Source organism: Nocardiopsis listeri, from assembly GCF_020741345.1.
GTDB lineage: Bacteria > Actinomycetota > Actinomycetes > Streptosporangiales > Streptosporangiaceae > Nocardiopsis > Nocardiopsis listeri_A.
On sequence record NZ_DYZD01000371.1, the window covers coordinates 1 to 19,885 of the forward strand.

General features: G+C 70.9%; 20 protein-coding genes. 13 read left to right on the forward strand and 7 right to left on the reverse strand.

The window, feature by feature from the left end:
* Positions 1-757: PepSY domain-containing protein (locus K8V84_RS19805; RefSeq protein WP_304077138.1), on the reverse strand; the 757-nt coding region annotated here is incomplete at its 3' end.
* A 320-nt stretch (positions 758-1,077) separates the two neighbouring features.
* Between K8V84_RS19805 and K8V84_RS19810 the strand changes: the two genes are divergently transcribed.
* The 3 genes from K8V84_RS19810 to K8V84_RS19820 all read left to right on the forward strand — a co-directional run bounded on the left by K8V84_RS19810 (position 1,078) and on the right by K8V84_RS19820 (position 3,536).
* Positions 1,078-1,818 (forward strand): thioesterase II family protein, encoded by a 741-nt coding sequence (locus K8V84_RS19810; protein ID WP_304077140.1) that lies wholly within the window; start codon positions 1,078-1,080, stop codon positions 1,816-1,818.
* A 160-nt stretch (positions 1,819-1,978) separates the two neighbouring features.
* Entirely contained in the window at positions 1,979-2,386 is a 408-nt protein-coding gene (locus tag K8V84_RS19815) for a YciI family protein (protein WP_304077143.1), read from the forward strand.
* A gap of 4 nt (positions 2,387-2,390) precedes the next feature.
* The gene (locus tag K8V84_RS19820) at positions 2,391-3,536 is read left to right on the forward strand and encodes an RNA polymerase sigma factor (protein ID WP_304077146.1); all 1,146 of its coding nucleotides are present in this window, start codon (positions 2,391-2,393) and stop codon (positions 3,534-3,536) included.
* A 55-nt stretch (positions 3,537-3,591) separates the two neighbouring features.
* On the opposite strand, the gene K8V84_RS19825 is transcribed toward K8V84_RS19820, so the two are convergent.
* Together K8V84_RS19825 and K8V84_RS19830 are read right to left on the reverse strand one after the other, a co-directional pair.
* On the reverse strand, positions 3,592-5,430 hold the full coding sequence (locus tag K8V84_RS19825; protein WP_304077148.1) for a glycoside hydrolase family 13 protein: 1,839 nt from the start codon (positions 5,428-5,430) through the stop codon (positions 3,592-3,594).
* Positions 5,431-5,610: 180 nt separating this feature from the next.
* Positions 5,611-6,597 carry a glycoside hydrolase family 6 protein gene (locus tag K8V84_RS19830; protein WP_304077151.1) on the reverse strand — a complete coding sequence of 329 codons (987 nt, stop codon included), beginning with the start codon at positions 6,595-6,597 and terminating at the stop codon, positions 5,611-5,613.
* 223 nt (positions 6,598-6,820) lie between these two features.
* Between K8V84_RS19830 and K8V84_RS19835 the strand changes: the two genes are divergently transcribed.
* Positions 6,821-7,342: a GNAT family N-acetyltransferase gene (locus K8V84_RS19835; RefSeq protein WP_304077152.1), complete on the forward strand. Its 522-nt coding sequence runs from the start codon at positions 6,821-6,823 to the stop codon at positions 7,340-7,342.
* Between the two features lie 89 nt (positions 7,343-7,431).
* Here K8V84_RS19835 and K8V84_RS19840 read toward each other — a convergent pair whose 3' ends face one another.
* The gene (locus K8V84_RS19840) at positions 7,432-8,682 is read right to left on the reverse strand and encodes a DNA cytosine methyltransferase (RefSeq protein WP_304077154.1); all 1,251 of its coding nucleotides are present in this window, start codon (positions 8,680-8,682) and stop codon (positions 7,432-7,434) included.
* Between the two features lie 148 nt (positions 8,683-8,830).
* On the opposite strand from K8V84_RS19840, the gene K8V84_RS19845 reads away from it, so the two are divergent.
* Positions 8,831-9,277: a very short patch repair endonuclease gene (locus K8V84_RS19845; RefSeq protein WP_304077158.1), complete on the forward strand. Its 447-nt coding sequence runs from the start codon at positions 8,831-8,833 to the stop codon at positions 9,275-9,277.
* Here the strand turns inward: K8V84_RS19845 and K8V84_RS19850 are convergent.
* Both K8V84_RS19850 and K8V84_RS19855 read right to left on the reverse strand, forming a co-directional pair.
* Complete coding sequence (locus K8V84_RS19850) at positions 9,258-10,133, reverse strand: aldo/keto reductase (RefSeq protein ID WP_304077159.1); 876 nt, start codon at positions 10,131-10,133, stop codon at positions 9,258-9,260. The two genes, K8V84_RS19845 and K8V84_RS19850, sit on opposite strands and share 20 nt — an antisense overlap.
* A gap of 107 nt (positions 10,134-10,240) precedes the next feature.
* Positions 10,241-11,044, reverse strand: coding sequence for an IclR family transcriptional regulator C-terminal domain-containing protein (locus K8V84_RS19855; protein WP_304077161.1), 804 nt, complete (start codon positions 11,042-11,044; stop codon positions 10,241-10,243).
* A gap of 181 nt (positions 11,045-11,225) precedes the next feature.
* Here K8V84_RS19855 and K8V84_RS19860 point away from each other — a divergent pair, with 181 nt between their 5' ends.
* The 8 genes from K8V84_RS19860 to K8V84_RS19895 all read left to right on the forward strand — a co-directional run bounded on the left by K8V84_RS19860 (position 11,226) and on the right by K8V84_RS19895 (position 18,928).
* Positions 11,226-12,077, forward strand: a complete 852-nt coding sequence (locus tag K8V84_RS19860) for a CoA transferase subunit A (protein WP_304077162.1) — start codon at positions 11,226-11,228, stop codon at positions 12,075-12,077.
* Positions 12,074-12,835: a CoA-transferase subunit beta gene (locus K8V84_RS19865; RefSeq protein ID WP_304077164.1), complete on the forward strand. Its 762-nt coding sequence runs from the start codon at positions 12,074-12,076 to the stop codon at positions 12,833-12,835. The genes K8V84_RS19860 and K8V84_RS19865 overlap by 4 nt, the downstream gene beginning before the upstream one ends.
* 61 nt (positions 12,836-12,896) lie before the next feature.
* Positions 12,897-14,072, forward strand: a complete 1,176-nt coding sequence (locus tag K8V84_RS19870; protein ID WP_304077166.1) for a thiolase family protein — start codon at positions 12,897-12,899, stop codon at positions 14,070-14,072.
* A 27-nt stretch (positions 14,073-14,099) separates the two neighbouring features.
* Positions 14,100-14,849, forward strand: coding sequence for a protocatechuate 3,4-dioxygenase subunit beta (pcaH, locus tag K8V84_RS19875; protein ID WP_304077168.1), 750 nt, complete (start codon positions 14,100-14,102; stop codon positions 14,847-14,849).
* Positions 14,846-15,409 carry a protocatechuate 3,4-dioxygenase subunit alpha gene (pcaG, locus tag K8V84_RS19880; protein ID WP_304077171.1) on the forward strand — a complete coding sequence of 188 codons (564 nt, stop codon included), beginning with the start codon at positions 14,846-14,848 and terminating at the stop codon, positions 15,407-15,409. The genes pcaH and pcaG overlap by 4 nt, the downstream gene beginning before the upstream one ends.
* A 19-nt stretch (positions 15,410-15,428) precedes the next feature.
* Positions 15,429-16,817 (forward strand): 3-carboxy-cis,cis-muconate cycloisomerase, encoded by a 1,389-nt coding sequence (gene pcaB / locus K8V84_RS19885; RefSeq protein WP_304077173.1) that lies wholly within the window; start codon positions 15,429-15,431, stop codon positions 16,815-16,817.
* Positions 16,807-17,940 carry a 3-oxoadipate enol-lactonase gene (gene pcaD, locus K8V84_RS19890; protein WP_304077175.1) on the forward strand — a complete coding sequence of 378 codons (1,134 nt, stop codon included), beginning with the start codon at positions 16,807-16,809 and terminating at the stop codon, positions 17,938-17,940. The genes pcaB and pcaD overlap by 11 nt, the downstream gene beginning before the upstream one ends.
* 115 nt (positions 17,941-18,055) lie before the next feature.
* On the forward strand, positions 18,056-18,928 hold the full coding sequence (locus tag K8V84_RS19895) for an isocitrate lyase/phosphoenolpyruvate mutase family protein (protein ID WP_304077177.1): 873 nt from the start codon (positions 18,056-18,058) through the stop codon (positions 18,926-18,928).
* 24 nt (positions 18,929-18,952) lie between these two features.
* Here the strand turns inward: K8V84_RS19895 and K8V84_RS19900 are convergent, their stop codons facing one another.
* Entirely contained in the window at positions 18,953-19,789 is an 837-nt protein-coding gene (locus K8V84_RS19900) for an SAM-dependent methyltransferase (RefSeq protein WP_304077180.1), read from the reverse strand.
* Positions 19,790-19,885: the final 96 nt, after the last annotated feature.

Consider the following 19,885-nt stretch of genomic DNA (forward strand, 5'->3'; position numbering starts at 1 on the left):
TCTCGCGCAGATCGGTGACGTTCTGCCCGGCGAACTTCGACCAGGTCAGGCCGGTCGCCGAGATCATCAACACCCCCACCAGCAGCCACACGCCCACCACCGCGTGCCGAGAGACGGTGCGGGAGCGTCCGGTGGTGGGGCGCGCACGGCGGCGTCGGGTACGGCCCACCCACAGGGCCAGCCCGCCCAGGGCCACCACCCACACCCAGCTCGCGGCGAGCTCGCTGTAGACGCGGCCCACCTCGCCCAGGTGCAGGTGGCGATGGAACCGGCTGATCCAGGTGCGTACGGGTAGCGCGCCGCTGGTGCCGTAGCTCTCGCTCACCCCGACGACCTCGTCCCGGTACGGGTCGACGAACACCGCGGTCTGTGCGCCCGAGTGGGTGTCGGGGTCGTGGCCGGGGACATCGAGCAGGACCCGGGTGGTGTCGCCGGGTTCGGTGGGTGGGCGCACCGAATCGGCCCGGGAACCGGAGAACTCCGCCTCGGCGGTGCGTACCTGTCGGGTCAGGGGGACCGGGGTTCGGTCGATGCTTTCGGTGGTTTCGGGGACCCGCAGCAGGTCCTGGTAGAGGGCGTTCTCCAGTTGTGGGGTCCACACGTACAACAGCCCGGAGATGGCGGCCACGGCCACGAAGGGGGCGATGAGGACCCCGGCGTAGAAGTGCAGGCGCAGCACCAGGGGGCGCAGTCGCGCCCACACCCCCGGTGGTCGTACGGGGGCCGGGGGTTTCGGGGGTCGGCCGGGGGTGTCCACGAGGTGCCTCCAAAGCGTGGTGATCGGTGCTCGACCACTCATGTCGCTCAGGGCGGGTGTGGGGTTCCCGTGAAGGGGAGGGCTTTTCGGCGCTTCGGTTCGGGGACACCGATGGTTTCCGGGTGTAGGTGCCCGGGTGGGGCGGGCAGGCGGGGTGGTAGGGCCGTTGCGGTCCGGTGTCGAGAAAGTTCCGGGGCGGTGAGGGGCGTATGCGAGTTCGGTCACGGGGAGGAGGCGGGTGGGTGCTCCCGGTGGTCCGAAAATTATTACCGACTGGTAGGTTCGCTTTGTTACCCGTAAGTAGGAAGGCGAGCAGACCCGTGTACGAGGGCGCCCTGACCCGGCTCAGACCCATACCCCACAGCCGTTTCCGGCTCTTCGTCCTGCACCACGCGGGCGGCTCGCACCTGGGGTACCGCGGGTGGGTCCGGCACTTTCCCTCCGACTGGGAGATCTGCCTGGTGGACGCCCCCGGGCGGGCACGCAGGTCAGGCGAGGAACCCTTCCGCGAGGCCGGATCCCTGGCCGATCACCTGTGCGACATCGTGCGCCCCGAGCTCGACCGCCCCTACGGGCTGTTCGGACACAGCATGGGCGCCCTGCTCGCCTACGAGATGACCCGACGCCTGACCGAAACCCCGCCCACCTGGTTGGGCGCCTCCGCCTGGAGCCCCGTCCCCGGCCCCGAACGCGCCGAACCCCGGCACCGAGTACCTTCCGGGCGTCTGCGTGAGGCCATCGCCGCGATGGGCGGTACCCCGCGCCACGCGCTGGAGGACCCCGAACTGTGGGCCTACGTCGAACCGCTGGTCCGCGCCGACCTGCAGGTGGTCGACACCTGGAGCCCCGACCCCGGAGCCGAGCCCCTGAACGTCCCGCTGTCGGTCTTCGGGGGCGCCGAAGACCTCGGCATGACACCGGAGCGCCTGTCCGGCTGGGCCGACCACGTCCAAGGAGACTTCGCCCACCACACCCTGCCCGGTGGCCACTTCTACTTCACCGGTCGTACCGGTGATCTGGTCGCCCGCATCACCAAGGACATCCAGGCCGTCCTGCCCTGAGCCCCGGGACTCGTCCACAGGCCCTCCCCCGGTGGTGGCGCGGTGGGCCCACGACCGGCTCTGGAAAAAAACCTTCACGCGGATGTCGAGAACCCGTGGCCCGCTTCGTCCCAGGGGTGAACGCGACCATCATGGGTCGCGCAGAGCGAGGAGGAACACCATGGCCAAGTACCTGTTGCTCAAGCACTACCGGGGCGCTCCGGCGGCGGTCAACGACGTGCCCATGGACCAGTGGACGTCGCAGGAGATCTCAGCGCACGTGCGGTACATGCGCGACTTCGCCGACCGGTTGGAGGAGACCGGGGAGTTCGTCGACGCCCAGGCCCTGGCCCCCGAGGGCACGTTCGTGCGCTACGACGGCGAGGGTCGGCCGCCGGTCACCGACGGCCCCTTCGCCGAGACCAAGGACCTCATCGCCGGGTGGATGGTCATCGACGTCGACAGTCGTGAACGCGCCCTGGAACTGGCCGCGGAGCTGTCGGCGGCCCCCGGGGCCGGCGGGCAGCCCGTCCATGAGTGGCTGGAGCTGCGCCCGTTCCTGACCGAGCCGCCCACCATCGAGGACTGAGCCGGTGGACGAGGTCCTGCTGCGCAGCCTCACCCCGAGCGTCCTGACGATCCTGGTCCGCCGCGGAGCCGACTTCGCGGCGGCCGAGGACGCCGTGCAGGACGCCCTGGTCGAAGCCCTTCGCGTGTGGCCCACCGACCCGCCCCGGGACGTCAAGGGGTGGCTGGTCACCGTGGCCTGGCGCCGGTTCCTCGACGCGGCGCGCTCCGAGAGCGCCCGCCGTCGACGAGAGGAGATCCTCCAGGAGGAACCGGCACCGGGGTCGGCGTCCGCGGTGGACGACACACTCCGGCTGTACTTCCTGTGCGCCCACCCGTCGCTGACCCCCTCGTCGGCGATCGCGCTCACCCTGCGCGCGGTCGGGGGATTGACCACCCGTCAGATCGCCCACGCCTACCTGGTGCCCGAGACGACCATGGCCCAGCGCATCAGCCGGGCCAAGCGCACCGTGGCCGGGGTGCGCCTGGACCGTCCCGGTGACGCTGCCACCGTGCTGCGCGTCCTCTACCTGGTCTTCAACGAGGGCTACTCCGGCGAGGTCGATCTCGCCGCCGAGGCGATCCGACTCACCCGCCGACTCCACACCGCCTTGGACCACCCGGAGTCGGCCGGGCTGCTCGCCCTCATGCTGTTGCACCACGCCAGGCGCTCCGCGCGGATCACACCCGAGGGGGCACTGGTACCGCTCGCCGAACAGGATCGGCGTCTTTGGGACACCGGGGCGATCTCCGAGGGGGTCGGGATCCTGCAGGCGGCCCTGGCCCGGGACCGGTTGGGCGAGTACCAGGCCCAGGCCGCCATCGCCGCCCTGCACGCCGACGCGCCCAGGGCCGAGGAGACCGATTGGGCGCAGATCGTGGAGTGGTACGACGAACTCGTACGACTGAACGGGAGCCCGGTGGTGCGGCTGAACCGAGCGGTGGCCGTCGGTGAGGCCGAGGGTCCGGACGCCGGTCTGGCGGCGCTCGCCGGGCTGGACGAGTCGCTGCCCCGCCACAGCGCGGTGGCGGCGCATCTGCGTGAGCGTGCCGGCGACCTGGACACGGCGGCCCGGCTGTACGCCGAAGCCGCCCACAGGGCCACCAACCTGGCCGAACGCGAACACCTGACGCGCCGGGCGGCACGTCTCAACCGGCGCCGGGAGCGCTGAGGTTCGACTCGCGCGCGTCCTGGGAAGGACCCGTGCCGCCCGTGTCCGAGGCCCCTCAGCCGATGGTGGGCAGGGTGCCGGTGCCCACGGCCACGACGAACCCCGGGCCGTCGGCCTCCAGCGCCACCTCGCCGTCCAGGCGGGCCTTGACCCCGCCGTCGCCCTCGACCACCTTCAGGTCCCGGGCGTCCAGGTCGTCCAGGGCACAACCCACCTCTTCGTGCGGTCCATCGGTCAGGTGCACCAGCACCACCTGCTCGCCCAGGGTGCGCAGGAACGTCATGTGGTGCTCACCGGAGTCCAACCAGCGCAGACCGCCCGACTGCAGCGCCGGCACCTCTCGGTGCAGCGCCAACAGTCGACGGTGGGCCGCCAGCACCTCGGTGTCCCAGTCCTCGGTCCGGTGCCAGGGCATCGTGCGGCGTGAGTTCTCCCCATCGCGCCCCAGCAGTCCGATCTCGTCACCGGCGAACACGAACGGAACCCCGGGCAGCGTGGCCTGGGCGGCCACGCCCACCGTCTGGCGCACCGCGTCGCCCACCACGGTGCGAAAACGCGCCGAGTCGTGGGTGCTCAGCGCGTTCACGCTGTGCGTGCGCACCCGCCAGGGCAGCCCCGCGTTGGCGGCCCGCAGCGCCCGCACCGCTTCGGCGGCCCCACTGGAGGGCAGCGGGGCCGAGGTGTGGGTGGCCGCGTACCGAACCCCCTCGGGGCCGGTGTTCAACCACGCCCACACCGGACGGGTGAACCCGGCGTAGTTCATCACACCGTGCCAGCCGTCGTGTCGGGTGTCCGGTCCGGCGTCGTAGAAGTGCTCGGCCAGCAACCAGGCCCGTGGGGCGGTCTCGCGCATACGTGCGGCGATCTCGCCGGAGACCTCGTGGTTGAGGTCCAGCGCGCCCAGGCGACCGGTCATGTTGGCCACGTCGATCCGCCACCCGTCCAGCGGATCCTCACCGACCAGGCGCGAGACCAGGACCGAGTCATCGGCCCCGTACACGCGCTCGCGCAGCTCGCCGTCGGTGTAGTCGAGCTTGGGCAGGGAGCGCACTCCCAGCCAGCTCACGTACTCCTCGGGGTGAGAGGTGAAGTGGTAGAAGCCGGCCTCGGGCGAGTCGGCGTCGGCCTTGGCGGCCAGGAACCACTCGTGCTCGTCGCCGGTGTGGTTGGTGGTCAGATCGCCCATCACCCGCATGCCGCGCGCGTGCGCCTCACGCACCAGGGCGGTCAGTGCCGCGTCGCCGCCCAACCAGGGATCGACCTCGTCGAAGGAGGAGGCGTCGTAGCGATGGGTGGACCCGGCGGGGAAGAAGGGGGTCAGGTACACCACCTCGGCGCCCAGGTCGGCCAGGTGGTCCAGGTGCCGCCGCACCCCCTCCAGGGTGCCGCCGTAGAACTCCCGGGACGCCAGGAGGCCGGACCCGGCGGGTTCGTGGTCCCAGTCCCGGGGCACGGCCCACTCGGGGTGGTCGGTCGGGGAGTCGACGGAGTCGTCGTCGCGGGCGAAGCGGTCGGGGAAGATCTGGTAGACGGTGGTCGCCGGCACCCAGTCGGGCGGGGCGGGGGAGTCCAGGAGCCGGAAGTCGCCGTCGTCGGTGACCTCATGGTCGTGCGGGCCCTCCTGGTTCAGCCAGGTGTAGTGGCGATCGCGCACGATGGCGAACCGGTAGGTGGTGACCACCTCCAGCCGGGGCAGGTCCACGCCGTACCAGCTCACCCCGTCGGCCCGGTGTTCCGGACGGGCCTCGATGAGCACGGCCTCGCCGTCCTCCACCACGCGTGCGTACACCCCGTCGGCACCGCCGGGCACCCGTACCCGCACGTGGACGCGGTCCCCGTTCGCGGTCAGGTAGTCGGGGGATCCGTCGTGATGGGGGTCGTGGCTGAACCGCATGTGGGGACACTCCAATGAGGCCGGTTGGAAGAATCCCTCACATCATTGCAAGAAAATGTCGCTTGTGCGAAAGGGTTTTCGCCGCATTCTTGCGGTAAAGGTGCGGAGGTCGTCGGAGCCGGAACCCGTCGGCTCCGACGACCTTCCTCGCACGGCGGGAACCGGCCGCCGTGCGTCCGGTCAGCCTCCGGTGTTGTCGGCCAGCTCAAAGGCGATGTCGGGGATGAAGGACCCGGCCGGTCCCGCGCACCCGTCGGCCTCACCGGGCAGCTTCACCCACACGAAGGCGTCCACGACCGGGCTGCCGGTGTCGGCGGTGGTCGCGGTGCCCAGGGCGCGGCCGGGCGGGTCGCACCACTCGCTGTCCTCGGAGGGCCCGTTGCCGTTGCGGCTGGTGTCCACGATCGCGGTCAGGTCCAGGCCGGAGGCGGCCACGATGGCCTCGGCGTAGGCGACCTCGTCGGCGGTCGTGCGGTAGTTGGAGGTGTTGGTGGCGATGCCGTGGGCGTTTTGGCCCGCGTCCACGCCGTGCAGCAGTTCGGCGACGTCCTCGGGCGCGTGCCAGTCCGAGTGGCCGATGTCGAGGTAGACGCGTGCCTGGTCGGAGGCCTCGCGCAGGGTGCCGCCGGCGTAGGCGATGGAGTCCATGACCTCGGCGGGTGGTTGGCCCTCGCAGGTGCCCATGAGCGACAGGGCGTCGGGTTCGATCACGATGGTGGCGGGGCGACCGTCCAGGCCGGCGGCGAAGGAGTCGATCCAGGCGCGGTAGGACTCGTGGTCGGGGGCGCCGCCGTCGCTGTGGTTGCCGCAGTCCCGGCCGGGGACGTTGTAGACGACCATGACCGGCACGGTGCCGTCGGCCTCGGCGGCCGAGGCCAGGGCGTCCACCTCGGCCTCGATGGTGCCGGGGTCGTGGTCGGCGAACCAGGTCGCCTGGGCCACACCCGCGATGCGCTCCTCGATGAGCGCGGCCCGCGGGTCGTCGGGGTTGTCGGCCACCCATTGGGCCGCGGAGGTCTCGGGGTTGACGTAGAACCCGCTCTCCCGGGTCACATCCGGTGCCTCCTCGGCGTGGGAGACGGTCTGTACGGGTGAGGCGCAGCCTGCGAGGAGCAGGCCCAGCGTCGCCGCGGTCACGGCTCCCACGGCCGTGCGTGGTGTTGTCATCTCTCGTTCACTCCTGGCGGGTCGGAGTCGGGGGCAGAGTCGGGACAAGGGGTTGGGAGCGCTCCCAGATTGGAACCCTAGCGACCGACGCGCTCCGTGTGAAGGGGGTCACGGAAAGCTCCCCTGGTCGGATCCCCCCGGTCCGCGCCCTGCGGGGCAAGGGATTCGTACTCATCCGGTAGCCCCCCTGTGCCGGTGGTTCGTATGGCGCTAACGTTGTGATATGAGCCTTGAGCTGCCAACCGACCGACTCCTGATCAGGGAGTGGGAGCTGGACGACGCCGAAGCGGCCCTGCGGGTGTACGGGGCCGACGAGGTCGCGCACTGGCTGACGCCGGAATGGCAACCGGTGACCGACAACAGCGCCATGCGCTCGGTGCTCCACGCCTGGATCGAGGCGGGACCGAACCTGATCCCACCCGCCGGGCGCTGGGCGATCGTTCGTAAGGAGGACGGAGAGCTGGTGGGAGGGCTTTCACTGAAGCTGCTCCCGCCCTTCGAGGAGGACTTCGAACTGACCTGGGCCCTTCGGCCGGAGGTGTGGGGCCAGGGGTATGCGACCGAGGCCAGCCGGGCCATCATCGCCTGGGCCTTCGAGCAGGGCATCGAGGAGGTGTTCGCGGTCGCCCGGCCCAAGAACGAGAGAGCCATCGCGGTGGCCCGAAGACTCGGCATGGAATGGGTCGGCGAGACCGAGAAGTATTACAACATGCGTTTGCAGGTCTTCCGCCTGCGACCGGGATAGTCCCACCTTGCACAGGCACGGGGTCCGCCGGAGGCATCGACGGACCCTTCGCCGTGACGGCTCGCCGCCCCGCCCATGATCGCGCCGGCTCAGGACGAGGTTCGGCGCAAGGGGTCGGCCACCACGCCCGCCCCCACCAAGTACCGGTACACCTGGCCGGCCAACGCCGAGGCCAACCCCACGGGCACGGCGTTGCCGATCTGGCGGGCGATCTGCAGCTTGCTCCCGCACCAACGGAAGTCCTCGTCGAAACCCTGGATGTGGGCGGCCTCCATGTGCGTGATCGGCCGGTGCTCACTGGGGTGCAGGTAGCGCCCCTTCTCGGGTTTGAAGAACTCGGTGCGGATGGTGACCGAGGGGCGGTCCGAGCGCAGGCGGCCCATGACGTCACCGGTCCCGCTCCGGTGTCGCAGCCAGGCTCGCGTGGACAACTCCGGCGGCAGGTCGTTGCGGTTGCCCCCGGGCGGGATCGCCTCATAGCGCAGGCGCGACAGGGGCCGGGGGTTGCGCCCCAGATGCAGCTCGAAGGTCCGGTAGGCCCCGGGAAGTCGGACCCCCAGCGGTGCGCAGGAACGCGTGGGCAGCTCGGTCGTGGCGGTCGTGCGCGGGGTCTTGGCGAAGATCGACTCGACCGTCTCCCACGGCAACAACGGAGCACCGCCGCCCACGACGGATTCGGCCTGTCCGGGCAGGGGGCCGCCTCGGCGGATGCGGGTGTGCGTGGGGCGGGGGTAGTCCAGGCCCAGCCCATGGGGGGTGGCGGCGAGCACGTCCCGTCGGGTGGCCAGCACGATGGCCCGACGGCGGGCCTGGGGGACCCCGTAGTCGGCCGCGTTCAGAACCCGGGCCTCGGTCAGTTCGTACTCGCCCAGCAGCCCGCCCGGGTCCTCGGTCTCGGCGCGCAACAGCGCGTACTCCCCAGAGTCCAGGAACCGCGCCACGTTCTCGATCACGAACACCTTGGGACGCAGGGCCCGCACCACCCGCACGTACTCACGCCAGAGCACGTTGCGGGCGTCGCCCTGGTCGTGGAGCAGGTTCTTCTTGTTCAGCGCCGAGAACCCCTGGCAGGGCGGGCCGCCCAGGATGACGTCCACTTCTTCTTGGACCACACCGGGCTCCCAGGCCTCGATGTCACCGGCGTGGATGCGCTCGGTGCCGGTGTGCTCGCCGAAGTTGGCCGCGTAGGTGGAGGCCGCCGCCAGGTCGTGCTCGACCGCGCCCACGGTACGGAAAGGGGGGTCGTCGCGCCCTGGTGCCCGGTAGGAGTGGAAGCCCGCGGTGAGCCCGCCACACCCCGAGAACAGGTCGACGATGGTGATCGAGTGGTCCGTGAGCATGAGGTTCAAGATACTCCAGCCAGGTATCTCGGCCGTTCACGGTCGGAAGGAGCCGCTCGCCTCGACAGGTCCGGTCGGCCTGGAAGTCTTCGAGGAGCCGATGATGGATGGGCCGTCTCGCATGGGCGGATCGTTAGGATCGAAGGCGATGGACGCGCGACGGCCGACACGAGCGGCGAACGAGGGCACCCGCAAGAGCATGCGCTCCAACAAGGGGCGTGACACACGACCGGAGCTGGCGATCCGCCGCAGGGTACACGCGGCCGGGTTGCGCTACCGGGTCTCCGCTCGGCCTTTGGCGGGGTTCCGGCGCACGGCCGACCTGGTGTTCACCCGGATCAAGGTCGCGGTGTTCGTCGACGGTTGCTTTTGGCATGGTTGCCCCGAACACCACACCAAGGCCGTCACCAACGCCGGCTACTGGGCCGAGAAGGTGCGCCTCAACCGGGCCCGGGACGCCGACACCGACGCCCGACTCAACGAGGAGGGGTGGCGGGTGGTGCGTGTGTGGGAGCACGAGGACCCCGACGTCGCGGCCGCGCGCGTGATCGCCGAGGTCCGTGCCGTGCGCGAGGCTAGGACAGGAAGCGGCTGATCCGCTCGACCTCCTCCTCGGAGAGCCGTACCGCGGCCGCGGCCGTGTTCTCCTCCAGATGCGCAACCCTCGAAGTTCCCGGGATCGGCAGCATCACGGGGGAGCGGTGCAACAGCCAGGCCAGTGCCAGCCGAACCGGGCTGACATCGTGTTCGGCGGCGATCGAGGCGAGCGGGGAGTCCGGTGAGGCCATCTCCCCGCGCCCGACCGGGGCCCAGGGCAGGAACGCGATCCCGTCCTTCTCGCACTGTTCGAGCACGTCCTCGGACTGACGGAAGGAAGGGGCGTACTGGTTCTGCACAGAGGCGACCGGGGTGATGGCGCGGGCCGCCGAGAGCTCGTCCACACTCACCTCGCTCAGCCCGATGTGGCGGATCTTGCCCTCTTCGCGCAGCTCCACCAGGGCGCCGAGCTGGTCGGCCAGCGGCACCTCGGGGTCGATCCGGTGCAGTTGCAGCAGGTCGATGCGCTCCAGGCCCAGATTGCGCAGGCTCAGCTCCACCTGCTGTTTGAGGTAGGCGGGGCGACCCAGCTTGTGCCACTCGGAGGGGCCGGTGCGGGCGAACCCGGCCTTGGTGCCGATGACCAGGTCCTCGGGGTAGGGGTACAGGGCCTCCTTGATGAGCTGCTCACTGATCTGGGGCCCGTAGGAGTCGGCGGTGTCGATGAAGTCGATGCCCAGTTCGACGACGCGGCGCAGTACGGCCAGGGCCTCGTCGCGGTCGCGGGGCGGACCCCACACACCATCGCCGACGATGCGCATCGCCCCGAATCCCAGGCGATGGACGTGCAGGTCGCCGCCCAATGTGAGTGTGCCCGCCTGCCGTGCGATGGGGGTGGTGTGTGCGTCGGTCACGGTGTCCCTTCCGAAGCGGCGCCAGGGCCGGATTACCCGCCATGGTGTCAGTTCACCGGCGGCGTGACCCGTTTTCGCGTGGTCGTGTCGTCGCCGGGTTCGGGGCCTCAGCGGGCGGCGTCGCGGTGGGCCACGGCGGCCAGGTCGGCCTCGATGCGGGTGGTGGTCTCCAACAGCGCGGGCAGCAGGTCACGGCGCACGTCGTCGATGGAGGAACGGTTGGCGTGGGCGGAGACGTTGGCGGCGGCGATGACCTTGCCGTCGGTGTCGCGGATGGGCGCTGCCAGGGAGCGGAGTCCTTCCTCCAGTTCCTGGTCGACGATGGCGTAACCCTGTTCGCGCACCTTGAGGATCTCCGAACGCAGCCGTGCGGTGTCGGTGATGGTGAAGCGGGTCAGGGGCTGGAGTTCGACCCGGTCCAGGTAGCCGGTGAGGGCGGCCTCGTCGAACCCGGCCAGCAGGACACGGCCCATGGAGGTGGCCGCGGCGGGGAAGCGGGTGCCCACGGTGATGGCCACGGCCATGATCCGGGTGGTGGCGACGCGGGCCACGTAGAGGACGTCATCACCCTCCATCACCGATACGGAGGCGGACTCGCGCACGAGCCGGGAGAGGTCCTCCAGGTGGGGTTGGGCGACGTCGGGTAGTCCGGCGGAGGCCACGTAGGCGTAGCCCAGCTCCAACACGCGCGGGGTCAGGCAGAACATGCGCCCGTCGGTGCGCACATAGCCCAGGTCCACCAGGGTGAGCAGGAAGCGTCGGGCGGCCGCACGGGTGAGGTCGGTGGCGCGGGCGACCTCGCTGAGGGTCATGGAGGGTCGTTCGGCGGAGAAAGCGCGAATGACCGTCAGCCCCCGTTCCAGGGACTGGACGAAGTGGGCTCCGCGTTCTGGCGCGTCTTCGGTGGTCATTGAGCCTTCCGGGTCGGGGGGTCGGGTGCGTTCCGCCGTCGGGCGCTGCTCGGCCCACGGACGATGTTCTCATGCCGAACACATGGTGGGTCTCTTGACCCGTCCTGGGCCCGGCGCTACTGTCGTACCCAAGATGTTCGCACTGTGAACATGCATTCGCTATACGAACGGGAGGGTAGTTATGGCCGTGCCCCTGGACGAGGCGGTCGGGCAGCTCGTCCACGACGGCGACACCGTCGCCCTGGAAGGCTTCACCCACCTCATCCCCGTGGCCGCCGGGCACGAGATCATCCGACAGGGTCTGCGCGACCTCACCCTGGTGCGGATGACGCCCGACATCGTCTACGACCAGCTCATCGGCGCCGGTTGCGCACGCAGGCTCGTCTTCTCCTGGGGCGGCAACCCCGGGGTCGGCTCACTCCACCGTTTCCGGGACGCCGTCACCCATTCCTGGCCCGTGCCGTTGGAGATCGAGGAGCACAGCCACGCCGGGATGGCCAACCGCTACGTCGCGGGCGCCTCCGGGCTCCCCTTCGCCGTGCTGCGCGGCTACAGCGGCACCGATCTGATCGGCAACAACCCCCACATCAAGACGATCACCTGCCCCTTCACCGGCCAGGAGCTGGCCGCGGTCCCCGCGCTCAACCCCGACGTCACCGTCATCCACGCCCAGCGTGCGGACGCCGCCGGCAACGTGCAACTGTGGGGCATCACCGGGATCCAAAAGGAGGCCGCCATGGCCGCCGACCGGGTCCTGGTCACCGTGGAGGAGCTCGTCGACGAACTCGAACCCGTGCCCGGCCAGGTGATCCTTCCGGCTCGGGTCGTGGACGCGGTCAGCGTGGTCCCCGGTGGCGCCGCCCCCTCCTACGCCCACGGTTACTACGAGCGCGACAACTCCGCCTACAGGGACTGGGACGCGGTGGGGCGCGACCGTGAGGCCTTCGGTGCATGGCTGGCCGAACTCACCGGACCCACCGGCTCCGACGCTCCATCGACCTCCGACCCCGAACCCGTGGGAAAAGGCGCATGACCACCCTGACCTGGACCTCCGACGAGATCATGACCGTTACCGCCGCGCGCTCGCTGCGTGATGGCATGTCCTGTTTCGTCGGCATCGGCCTGCCCAGCACCGCCGCCAACGTGGCGAGCCGCACCCACGCACCCGACCTGTGGATGATCTACGAGTCGGGAACCCTGGGCGCCTCCCCGGACCACCTGCCACTGTCCATCGGTGACGGGATCCTCGCCGACACCGCCGACACGGTCGTGTCGGTGCCCGAGGTGTTCAACTACTGGCTCCAGGCCGGTCGGATCGACGTCGGTTTCCTCGGCGCCGCCCAGATCGACCGCTACGGCAACATCAACACCACCGTCATCGGCGACTACGCCGATCCCAAGGTGCGCCTGCCCGGAGCGGGCGGCGCCCCCGAGATCGCCGCCTCCTGTCGTGAGGTCATCGTGATCATGCGCCATGGTCGGCGGGCCTTCGTCGAGAAGGTCGACTTCGTCACCTCGGTCGGGCACGGTGCCGGCCCCGGTGATCGGGAGCGGCTGGGGCTCACCGGCGCCGGGCCGGTGCGGGTCATCACCGACCTTGGCGTACTCGAACCCGACCCGGTCACCCGCGAGCTCACCCTGGTGGGCGTGCATCCGGGTGTGGAGGTCGCCGACGTGCGCGAGGCCACCGGTTGGGACCTGCGGGTGGCCGAGGATCCACGGCGCACCCCCGAGCCCACCGGTGCCGAACTGTCCGTGTTGCGCTCCCTGACCGGTGCGGCCCGACCCTGACCCGATACCGTTTACCTAACGACGTTAGGTAAACGTACGCCACAAACCTCAGGAGACACCGGTGACCGACGTCCACGTTCTCGACGCCGTCCGCACCCCCTTCGGCCGGTACGGCGGGGCCCTGTCGGGCACCCGCCCCGACGACCTGGCCGCCCACGTGGTCCGCGCCCTGATCGGGCGTGCGCCCGACCTGGACCCCGCCACCCTCGACGAGGTCCTGCTCGGCAACGCCAACGGCGCGGGTGAGGAGAACCGCAACGTCGCTCGCATGGCCACTCTCCTGGCCGGCCTTCCCACCTCCGTGCCCGGGGCCACCGTCAACCGACTGTGCGGCTCCGGGATGGAGGCGGCCGTCCAGGGCGCCCGCGCCGTCCAGACCGGCGACGCCTCCCTGGTCCTGGCCGGGGGAGTGGAGTCCATGAGCCGCGCCCCCTGGGTGGTGCCCAAACCCGCCAAGGCCTTCCCCGCCACCGAAGGCACCCTGTACTCCACCACCCTGGGCTGGCGCATGGTCAACCCGCGCATGCCCAAGGAGTGGACGCTGTCGCTGGGGGAGAGCACCGAAAAACTCGCCGACCGGTACGGCGTCGACCGCGCCGACCAGGACGCCTTCGCCCTGGCCAGCCACACCAAGGCCGCCCAGGCCTGGGACAAGGGTGTCTTCGACGACGAGGTCGTCCAGGTCGAGGGCGCCCACCTGGAACGCGACGAGAGCATCCGCGACACCTCCCTCGAAAAGCTCGCCCGCCTCGAACCCGCCTTCCGTGAGGAGGGCACCATCACCGCCGGCAACGCCTCTCCTCTCAGCGACGGCGCGGCCGCCCTGCTGCTGGGCGACGACGCCGCGGTCCGCGCCACCGGACACGAGCCCCTGGCCCGCCTGGTCAGCCGGGGCGTGGCCGGGGTCGACCCCGACGTGTTCGGCATCGGTCCCGTGCGCGCCGCCGAGATCGCCCTGGAACGCGCGGGCATCACCTGGTCCGACCTTTCGGTGGTCGAACTCAACGAGGCCTTCGCCGCCCAGTCCTTGGCCTGCGTCCGCAGCTGGAAGGGGCTGGACCCCGACATCGTCAACCCCAACGGCGGCGCCATCGCCATCGGTCACCCCCTCGGTGCCTCGGGGGCGCGCGTCATCGGTTCACTGGCCCACCAACTGCGCCGCAACGGTGGTGGCTGGGGATTGGCCGCCCTGTGCATCGGGGTCGGTCAGGGGCTGGCCGTCGTCCTGCACGCCTGAACGGGCACGCCTGAAAGGAACAGCACCATGTCCGACACCTCCCACGAGGGTCTGCGCGTGCCCGGCTACGTGCGCGACCACGACACCCATCCCTCGCTGGACTACCCGTTCTACAAGAGCACCTCGCTGCGTCATCCCCGGCGCCCGCTCACCCTGCTCCCGCACATGCTCACCGAGATCACCTCACCGGTCCTGGGCGATGACCGGCTGAATCCCGACGACCACGACCTGACCCGCCAACACGACGACGAACCCCAAGGCCAGCGCATCATCGTGCACGGTCAGGTCCGCGACAGCGACGGCAGCCCCGTCCCGCACACGCTCGTGGAGATCTGGCAGGCCAACGCCGGAGGCCGCTACCGGCACACCGGCGACAACTGGCCCGCCCCCCTGGACCCCAACTTCACCGGTGTGGGCCGCCTCCTCACCGACGACCAGGGACGCTACCGGTTCGTCACCATCCGCCCGGGCGCCTACCCCTGGAAGAACCACCAGAACGCCTGGCGTCCCGCCCACATCCACTTCTCGCTGTTCGGTCGCGCCTTCACCCAGCGTCTGGTCACGCAGATGTACTTCCCCGACGACCCGCTCTTCTTCCAGGACCCCATGTGGCGGTCGGTCCCGGACGAGAAGGCCCGCGAGCGCATGCTCGCCCGCTTCGACTACGACACCACCGAACCCGAGTGGGCCCTGTCCTATCGGTGGGACATCGTGTTGCGCGGTCGCGAACAGACCCCGTTCGAGTCCGAGGAAGAGGTCCTGGAGGACGACGAGTGAGCACCCATCCCACCACCCCGTCCCAGACCGTGGGCCCCTACCTGCACATCGGCCTGCCCTGGCCCGACGGTCCCTTCGCGGTCGCCGAGGACACCCCGGGCGCCGTGTGGCTGCGCGGCATCGTCTACGACGGCGCGGGCGCACCGGTCACCGACGCCCTGATCGAGACCTGGCAGGCCGACCCCGAAGGCCGCTTCGACCACCCCGACGACCCCCGCGGGGCCAAGAGCCTGCCCGGTTTCCGGGGATTCGGTCGCTGCCCCACCGACGACACCGGCTCCTACGCCATCCTCACCCTCAAACCCGGCCCCGTCCCCGGGCCCACCGGGGACCAGGCCCCGCACGTGGACGTGTCGGTCTTCGCGCGTGGCATGCTGCACCGGGTGGTCACCCGCCTGTACTTTCCGGAGGAGGAGAGCGCCAACGCCCAGGACCCGGTGTTGAAGGGCATCGAGGATCCGCGGGCGCGCGCCACCCTCATCGCCCACCGGGAGGACGACGGCTACCGCCTGGACATCCGCCTGCAGGGCGAGGACGAGACCGTCTTCTTCGACATCTGAGCGCAGCGAGGAAACCGCCATGACCGGCCTGTTCGACGGGGTTCTCGACCGGGGCCCCGTGGGTCCGCTCACCGATGACGCCGCCTGGCTGCGTGCCCTGCTCGACGCCGAGTCCGCTTTGTCCGGGGCGTTGGCCGAGGTCGGGCTCATCACCGTCGAGCAGGCCGGCGCCGTCGCCGCGGCCTGCGTCGCCGACCGCTACGATCCCGTGGCCCTGGGGGCGGCGGCCGCCGGCGGGGGCAACCCCGTCATCCCCCTGGTCAAGGAACTGACCGCGCGGGTCGGTGAGGGCGACCCCGAAGCCGCCCGGCACGTACACCGCGGCGCCACCAGCCAGGACATCATGGACACCGCCGCCATGCTGGTGGTGCGCCGGGCCGGCCGTGCGCTGCACGCGGACCTGCTCCTGTTGAACGCCGACCTTCGGGACCTGGCCCACCGACACCGCGACACCCCCATGCCCGGGCGCACCCTCCTCCAACAGGCCCTGCCCACGACCTTCGGCGCCGTCGCCGCCGGTTGGGCCCAGGGGCTGGCCGACGCGGCACGACGGCTCGACGAGGTCCTCACCCACCACTTGGCCGCCCAGTTCGGTGGCGCGGTGGGCACCCTTGCCTCCCTGGACCCGCACGGACCCGACGTGGCCGCCGCCTACGCCGCGCGTCTGGAGCTGCCCGAGCCTCCGCTTCCCTGGCACACCGAACGCGGGCGCATCGTCGAGATCGCCGCCGCACTGGGGCGGGTGTGCGGCGCGGCGGGCACGGTGGCCCAGGACGTGGTCCTGCTCGCCCAGACCGAGGTCGGGGAGGTCACCGAGGAGGGTGGTGCCGGGGTCGGCGGGTCCTCCACGATGCCGCACAAACGCAATCCGGTCGCGGCGGTCTCCGCCCTGGCCAACGCCCGACAGGCCCCCGGGCTGGTCGCCACCCTCCTGGCCGCGCAGATTCAGGAACACCAGCGCGCGGCCGGCTCCTGGCACTGCGAGTGGCTGCCCCTGACCGACCTGTTGCGCCGGGCCGGTTCGGCCGTGTCCTGGCTGCGCACCGGCGTCGAACGCATGCATGTGCACCCCGACCGCATGCGCGCCAATCTCGACCTCACCGGCGGCCTGGCCCTGAGCGAACGCCTGACCACCGACCTGACCCCCGACCTGGGACGCATGGAGGCCCACCGCCGGGTCACCGAGGCCTGCCGGGAGGCCGTGGGCCAGGACAGGGACCTCGTCGACACGGTCACCGAACGCCTCGAGGGGCTGCGCACATCCGAACAGGTCCGTGCCCTGCTCGACCCGGCCGCCTACCTGGGCGCCGCCCCCGTGTTCACCGACCGGGTCACGGGTGGGGCGGCCCGGACGGGACCGCCCGGGCAGGGCGTACCGACAGCGAAGAAGGAAATCCATGAGCGTTGAACTCCACCACACCGTGAGCGGCCCGGCGGACGCACCGCCCCTGGTCCTGGGGGGTTCCCTCGGCACCACCCTGGACATGTGGGCGCCTCAGGTCCAGGCCCTGTCCACGAACTTCCGGGTGATCCGGATCGACCATCGCGGACACGGGGACTCGCCCGTCCCCGAGGCTCCGTACAGCATGGCCGACCTGGGCGGGGACGTGCTGGCCCTGCTGGACCGGCTCGGCATCGAGCGCGCCCACTACGCGGGTCTGTCCATCGGCGGGATGGTCGGCCAGTGGCTGGCGATCAACGCCCCCGAACGGATCGACCGCCTCGTCCTGCTGGCCACCTCCCCCCACATGGGTCCGGCGCAGAACTGGCGCGACCGCGCCGCCACGGTGAAGGAGAAGGGCACCGCCGCCCTGGCCGACGCCGTGGTGGAACGCTGGTTCACCCCGGGCTTCGTCGAGGGGCACTCCGAGGAGGTCCGCATGCTGCGCGACCGGATCGTGGCCACCCCCGACCAGGGGTACGCGGGCTGCTGCGGGGCCATCGAGGGCCACGACACCCGCGAGGACCTGCATCGCGTCTTGGCCCCGACCCTGGTGATCTCCGGGGCTCAGGACCCCTCCACCCCGCCCGAAGAGCACGGCGCGCTGCTGGCCGAACGCATTCCCGGGGCCCGCTCCGTGGTGCTGGAGGGGGCCGCGCACCTGCTCTCCTGGGAGCGGGCCGACCGCGTCAACACCCTCATCACCGAACACCTGACCGCCGCGGACCGGCACGCCGCAGGCATGCGGGTGCGCCGGAGCGTGCTCGGTGACACCCACGTGGACCGGGCCGAGTCGCGCAAGACCGAGTTCACCGAACCCTTCCAGGACCTGATCACCCGGTACGCCTGGGGTGAGATCTGGACCCGCCCTGGGCTGGACCGGCGCACCCGCAGTTGCATGGTGCTGACCGCCCTGGTCGCCAAGGGGCACTGGGGCGAACTGGCCATGCACGTGCGCGCCGCGCTGCGCAACGGGTTGAGCCCGGACGAGGTCGGCGAGGTGTTCTTGCAGGCCGCCGTCTACTGCGGGGTACCGGCCGCCAACAAGGCCTTCGCCGTCGCCCAGGAGGTCTTCGACGAACAGGACTGAACGGTCACTTCCGTAGAGCGGTGGCGATCGCCTCGGTGAGCGTGCTCGTGGGGCTGCCCGCCCGATCATCGAGAAAAGGGGGTGCGAGTGTCGTTGCGGGGCGGTAGAAGGAACCATGGACAACACCGATCGGGCCCTGCGTGAGCGGGGCGAGCGTTTCCACGCACTCCATCAAGGGCCGGGCGTGTTCGTGCTGGCCAACGCCTGGGACGCCGGTTCGGCCCGGCTGCTGGAGGCCGCGGGGTTCGCCGCCCTGGGCACCACCAGCGCCGGGCTGGCGCACTCGCTGGGCCACCACGACGGCATCGGCGCGGTGGGACTGGGACAGACCCTGGGCAACGCGGCGGCGATCGCGGCGGCCACGACCCTGCCGGTCTCGGCGGACCTGGAGGGTGGGTTCGGTGACACCCCGACCGAGGTCGCCCGGACCATCACCCGTGTGGGCGGAACCGGGGTGGTCGGTGGTTCGGTGGAGGACGCCACCGGTGACGCCTCGATGCCGATCCGCCCTTTGGGTCGGGCCGTGGAGCGCGTCGAGGCCGCGGTCGAGGCGGCCCGGGCGCTGCCGTTCCGTTTCACGCTGACCGCCCGGGCGGAGAACTTCCTGCACGGGCGCCCGGACCTGGAGGACACCATCGCCCGGCTGCGGGCCTTCGAACGTGCCGGAGCGGACGTGGTCTTCGCCCCGGGGTTGCCGGACGCCGAGGCGATCGGCGCGGTCTGTGCCGCGGTGCGGGTTCCGGTGAACGTGCTGGCGGCCGGCGCGGCCGCACGGATGACGGTGGCCGAACTGGGCGCGTTGGGCGCGCGCCGGGTCAGTCTGGGTTCGGGACTGTCGCGGACCGCTCTCACCCACGCACTGCGAGCGGCCCGCGAGATCGCCGAACACGGTCGGTTGGACGGGTTGACGCAGGCCCTGCCGGCGGGGGAGGTGCACCGGTGGTTGGGACCGGAGGATCCCACCTGGCCCGCGCCACCACCGCTCTGAGGACACCGCGCCGAGACCGGCGGGTCAGGATTTGAAGGCGACCCCGGCGAGCTCCCAGCGCTTGATGTCGGGGTCGGCGGGTCGGGCGGTGGGGGCGCGATCGGGGTTGCGCCAGGTGGAGCAGTCCACCTTGCGCGGTCCCTCCTCGCGACCGTCGGCCCAGGCGCTGGCCACATCCAGCCCCTCGAAGACGACGGAGGCCTCCTGTGGGCTGCGCACCCGGCCCCAGGGGGTGCCGAAGGACAGGATCTTGTCGGTCATCCAGGCGGCGGCCTCGGGGTCGTCGGAGACGATGTGGGAGAAGATGATCGCCGACCCGGGGGCGAGCCGTTCCACCAACTCGCGCACCATCCCGAAGGGGTCGCTGTCGTCGGGCAGGCAGTGCAGCAGGGACACCATCATGACGCAGACCGGCCGGTCGGGGTCGATGAGCTTGACGGCCTCGGGCGAGCGCAGGATGCGGTCGGTGTCGCGGATGTCGGACAACAGGAACGCGGTGGTGTCGGTGTCACCGAGCAGGGCACGCCCGTGGGCGAGCACGATCGGGTCGTGGTCGATGTACAGGACCCGGGCCCGGGGGTTGGCCCGTTGGGCGACCTGGTGGGTGTTGTCGGTGGTGGGCAGGCCGGCGCCCAGGTCGAGGAACTGGTCGATGCCGCGCGAGCCCACGTAGTCCACGGCCCGGCCCAGGAAGGCCCGGTTGTCGTTGGCGAAGGAGACGAGTTCGGGGATGCCCGCGGCGAGTTCTTCGCACGCCTTGCGATCGGAGGCGAAGTTGTCCTTTCCGCCCAGCAGGTAGTCGTACATTCGTGCGATGCTGGGGGTGTCCATGTCGATGTGCGGGGGGAAGCGATCGGCCATATGAGAATACCAATCAGGGCTAGTTGTTCGAGTTCGTCTCCAGGTGAATGGTAACCGTGTTTCGTCGGACTTACCGGCGTTCGGCGAAAGAAAACC

Bases quoted from the DNA above. Each gene is read 5' to 3' on its own strand.
- K8V84_RS19900 (WP_304077180.1), bottom strand. From the start codon at position 19,789: ATGGCCGATCGCTTCCCCCCGCACATCGACATGGACACCCCCAGCATC.
- pcaD (WP_304077175.1), top strand. From the start codon at position 16,807: ATGAGCGTTGAACTCCACCACACCGTGAGCGGCCCGGCGGACGCACCG.
- K8V84_RS19855 (WP_304077161.1), bottom strand. From the start codon at position 11,044: ATGACCACCGAAGACGCGCCAGAACGCGGAGCCCACTTCGTCCAGTCC.
- K8V84_RS19865 (WP_304077164.1), top strand. From the start codon at position 12,074: ATGACCACCCTGACCTGGACCTCCGACGAGATCATGACCGTTACCGCC.
- K8V84_RS19825 (WP_304077148.1), bottom strand. From the start codon at position 5,430: ATGCGGTTCAGCCACGACCCCCATCACGACGGATCCCCCGACTACCTG.
- K8V84_RS19830 (WP_304077151.1), bottom strand. From the start codon at position 6,597: ATGACAACACCACGCACGGCCGTGGGAGCCGTGACCGCGGCGACGCTG.
- K8V84_RS19860 (WP_304077162.1), top strand. From the start codon at position 11,226: ATGGCCGTGCCCCTGGACGAGGCGGTCGGGCAGCTCGTCCACGACGGC.
- pcaB (WP_304077173.1), top strand. From the start codon at position 15,429: ATGACCGGCCTGTTCGACGGGGTTCTCGACCGGGGCCCCGTGGGTCCG.
- K8V84_RS19835 (WP_304077152.1), top strand. From the start codon at position 6,821: ATGAGCCTTGAGCTGCCAACCGACCGACTCCTGATCAGGGAGTGGGAG.
- pcaH (WP_304077168.1), top strand. From the start codon at position 14,100: ATGTCCGACACCTCCCACGAGGGTCTGCGCGTGCCCGGCTACGTGCGC.
- K8V84_RS19840 (WP_304077154.1), bottom strand. From the start codon at position 8,682: ATGCTCACGGACCACTCGATCACCATCGTCGACCTGTTCTCGGGGTGT.
- K8V84_RS19845 (WP_304077158.1), top strand. From the start codon at position 8,831: ATGGACGCGCGACGGCCGACACGAGCGGCGAACGAGGGCACCCGCAAG.
- K8V84_RS19815 (WP_304077143.1), top strand. From the start codon at position 1,979: ATGGCCAAGTACCTGTTGCTCAAGCACTACCGGGGCGCTCCGGCGGCG.
- K8V84_RS19895 (WP_304077177.1), top strand. From the start codon at position 18,056: ATGGACAACACCGATCGGGCCCTGCGTGAGCGGGGCGAGCGTTTCCAC.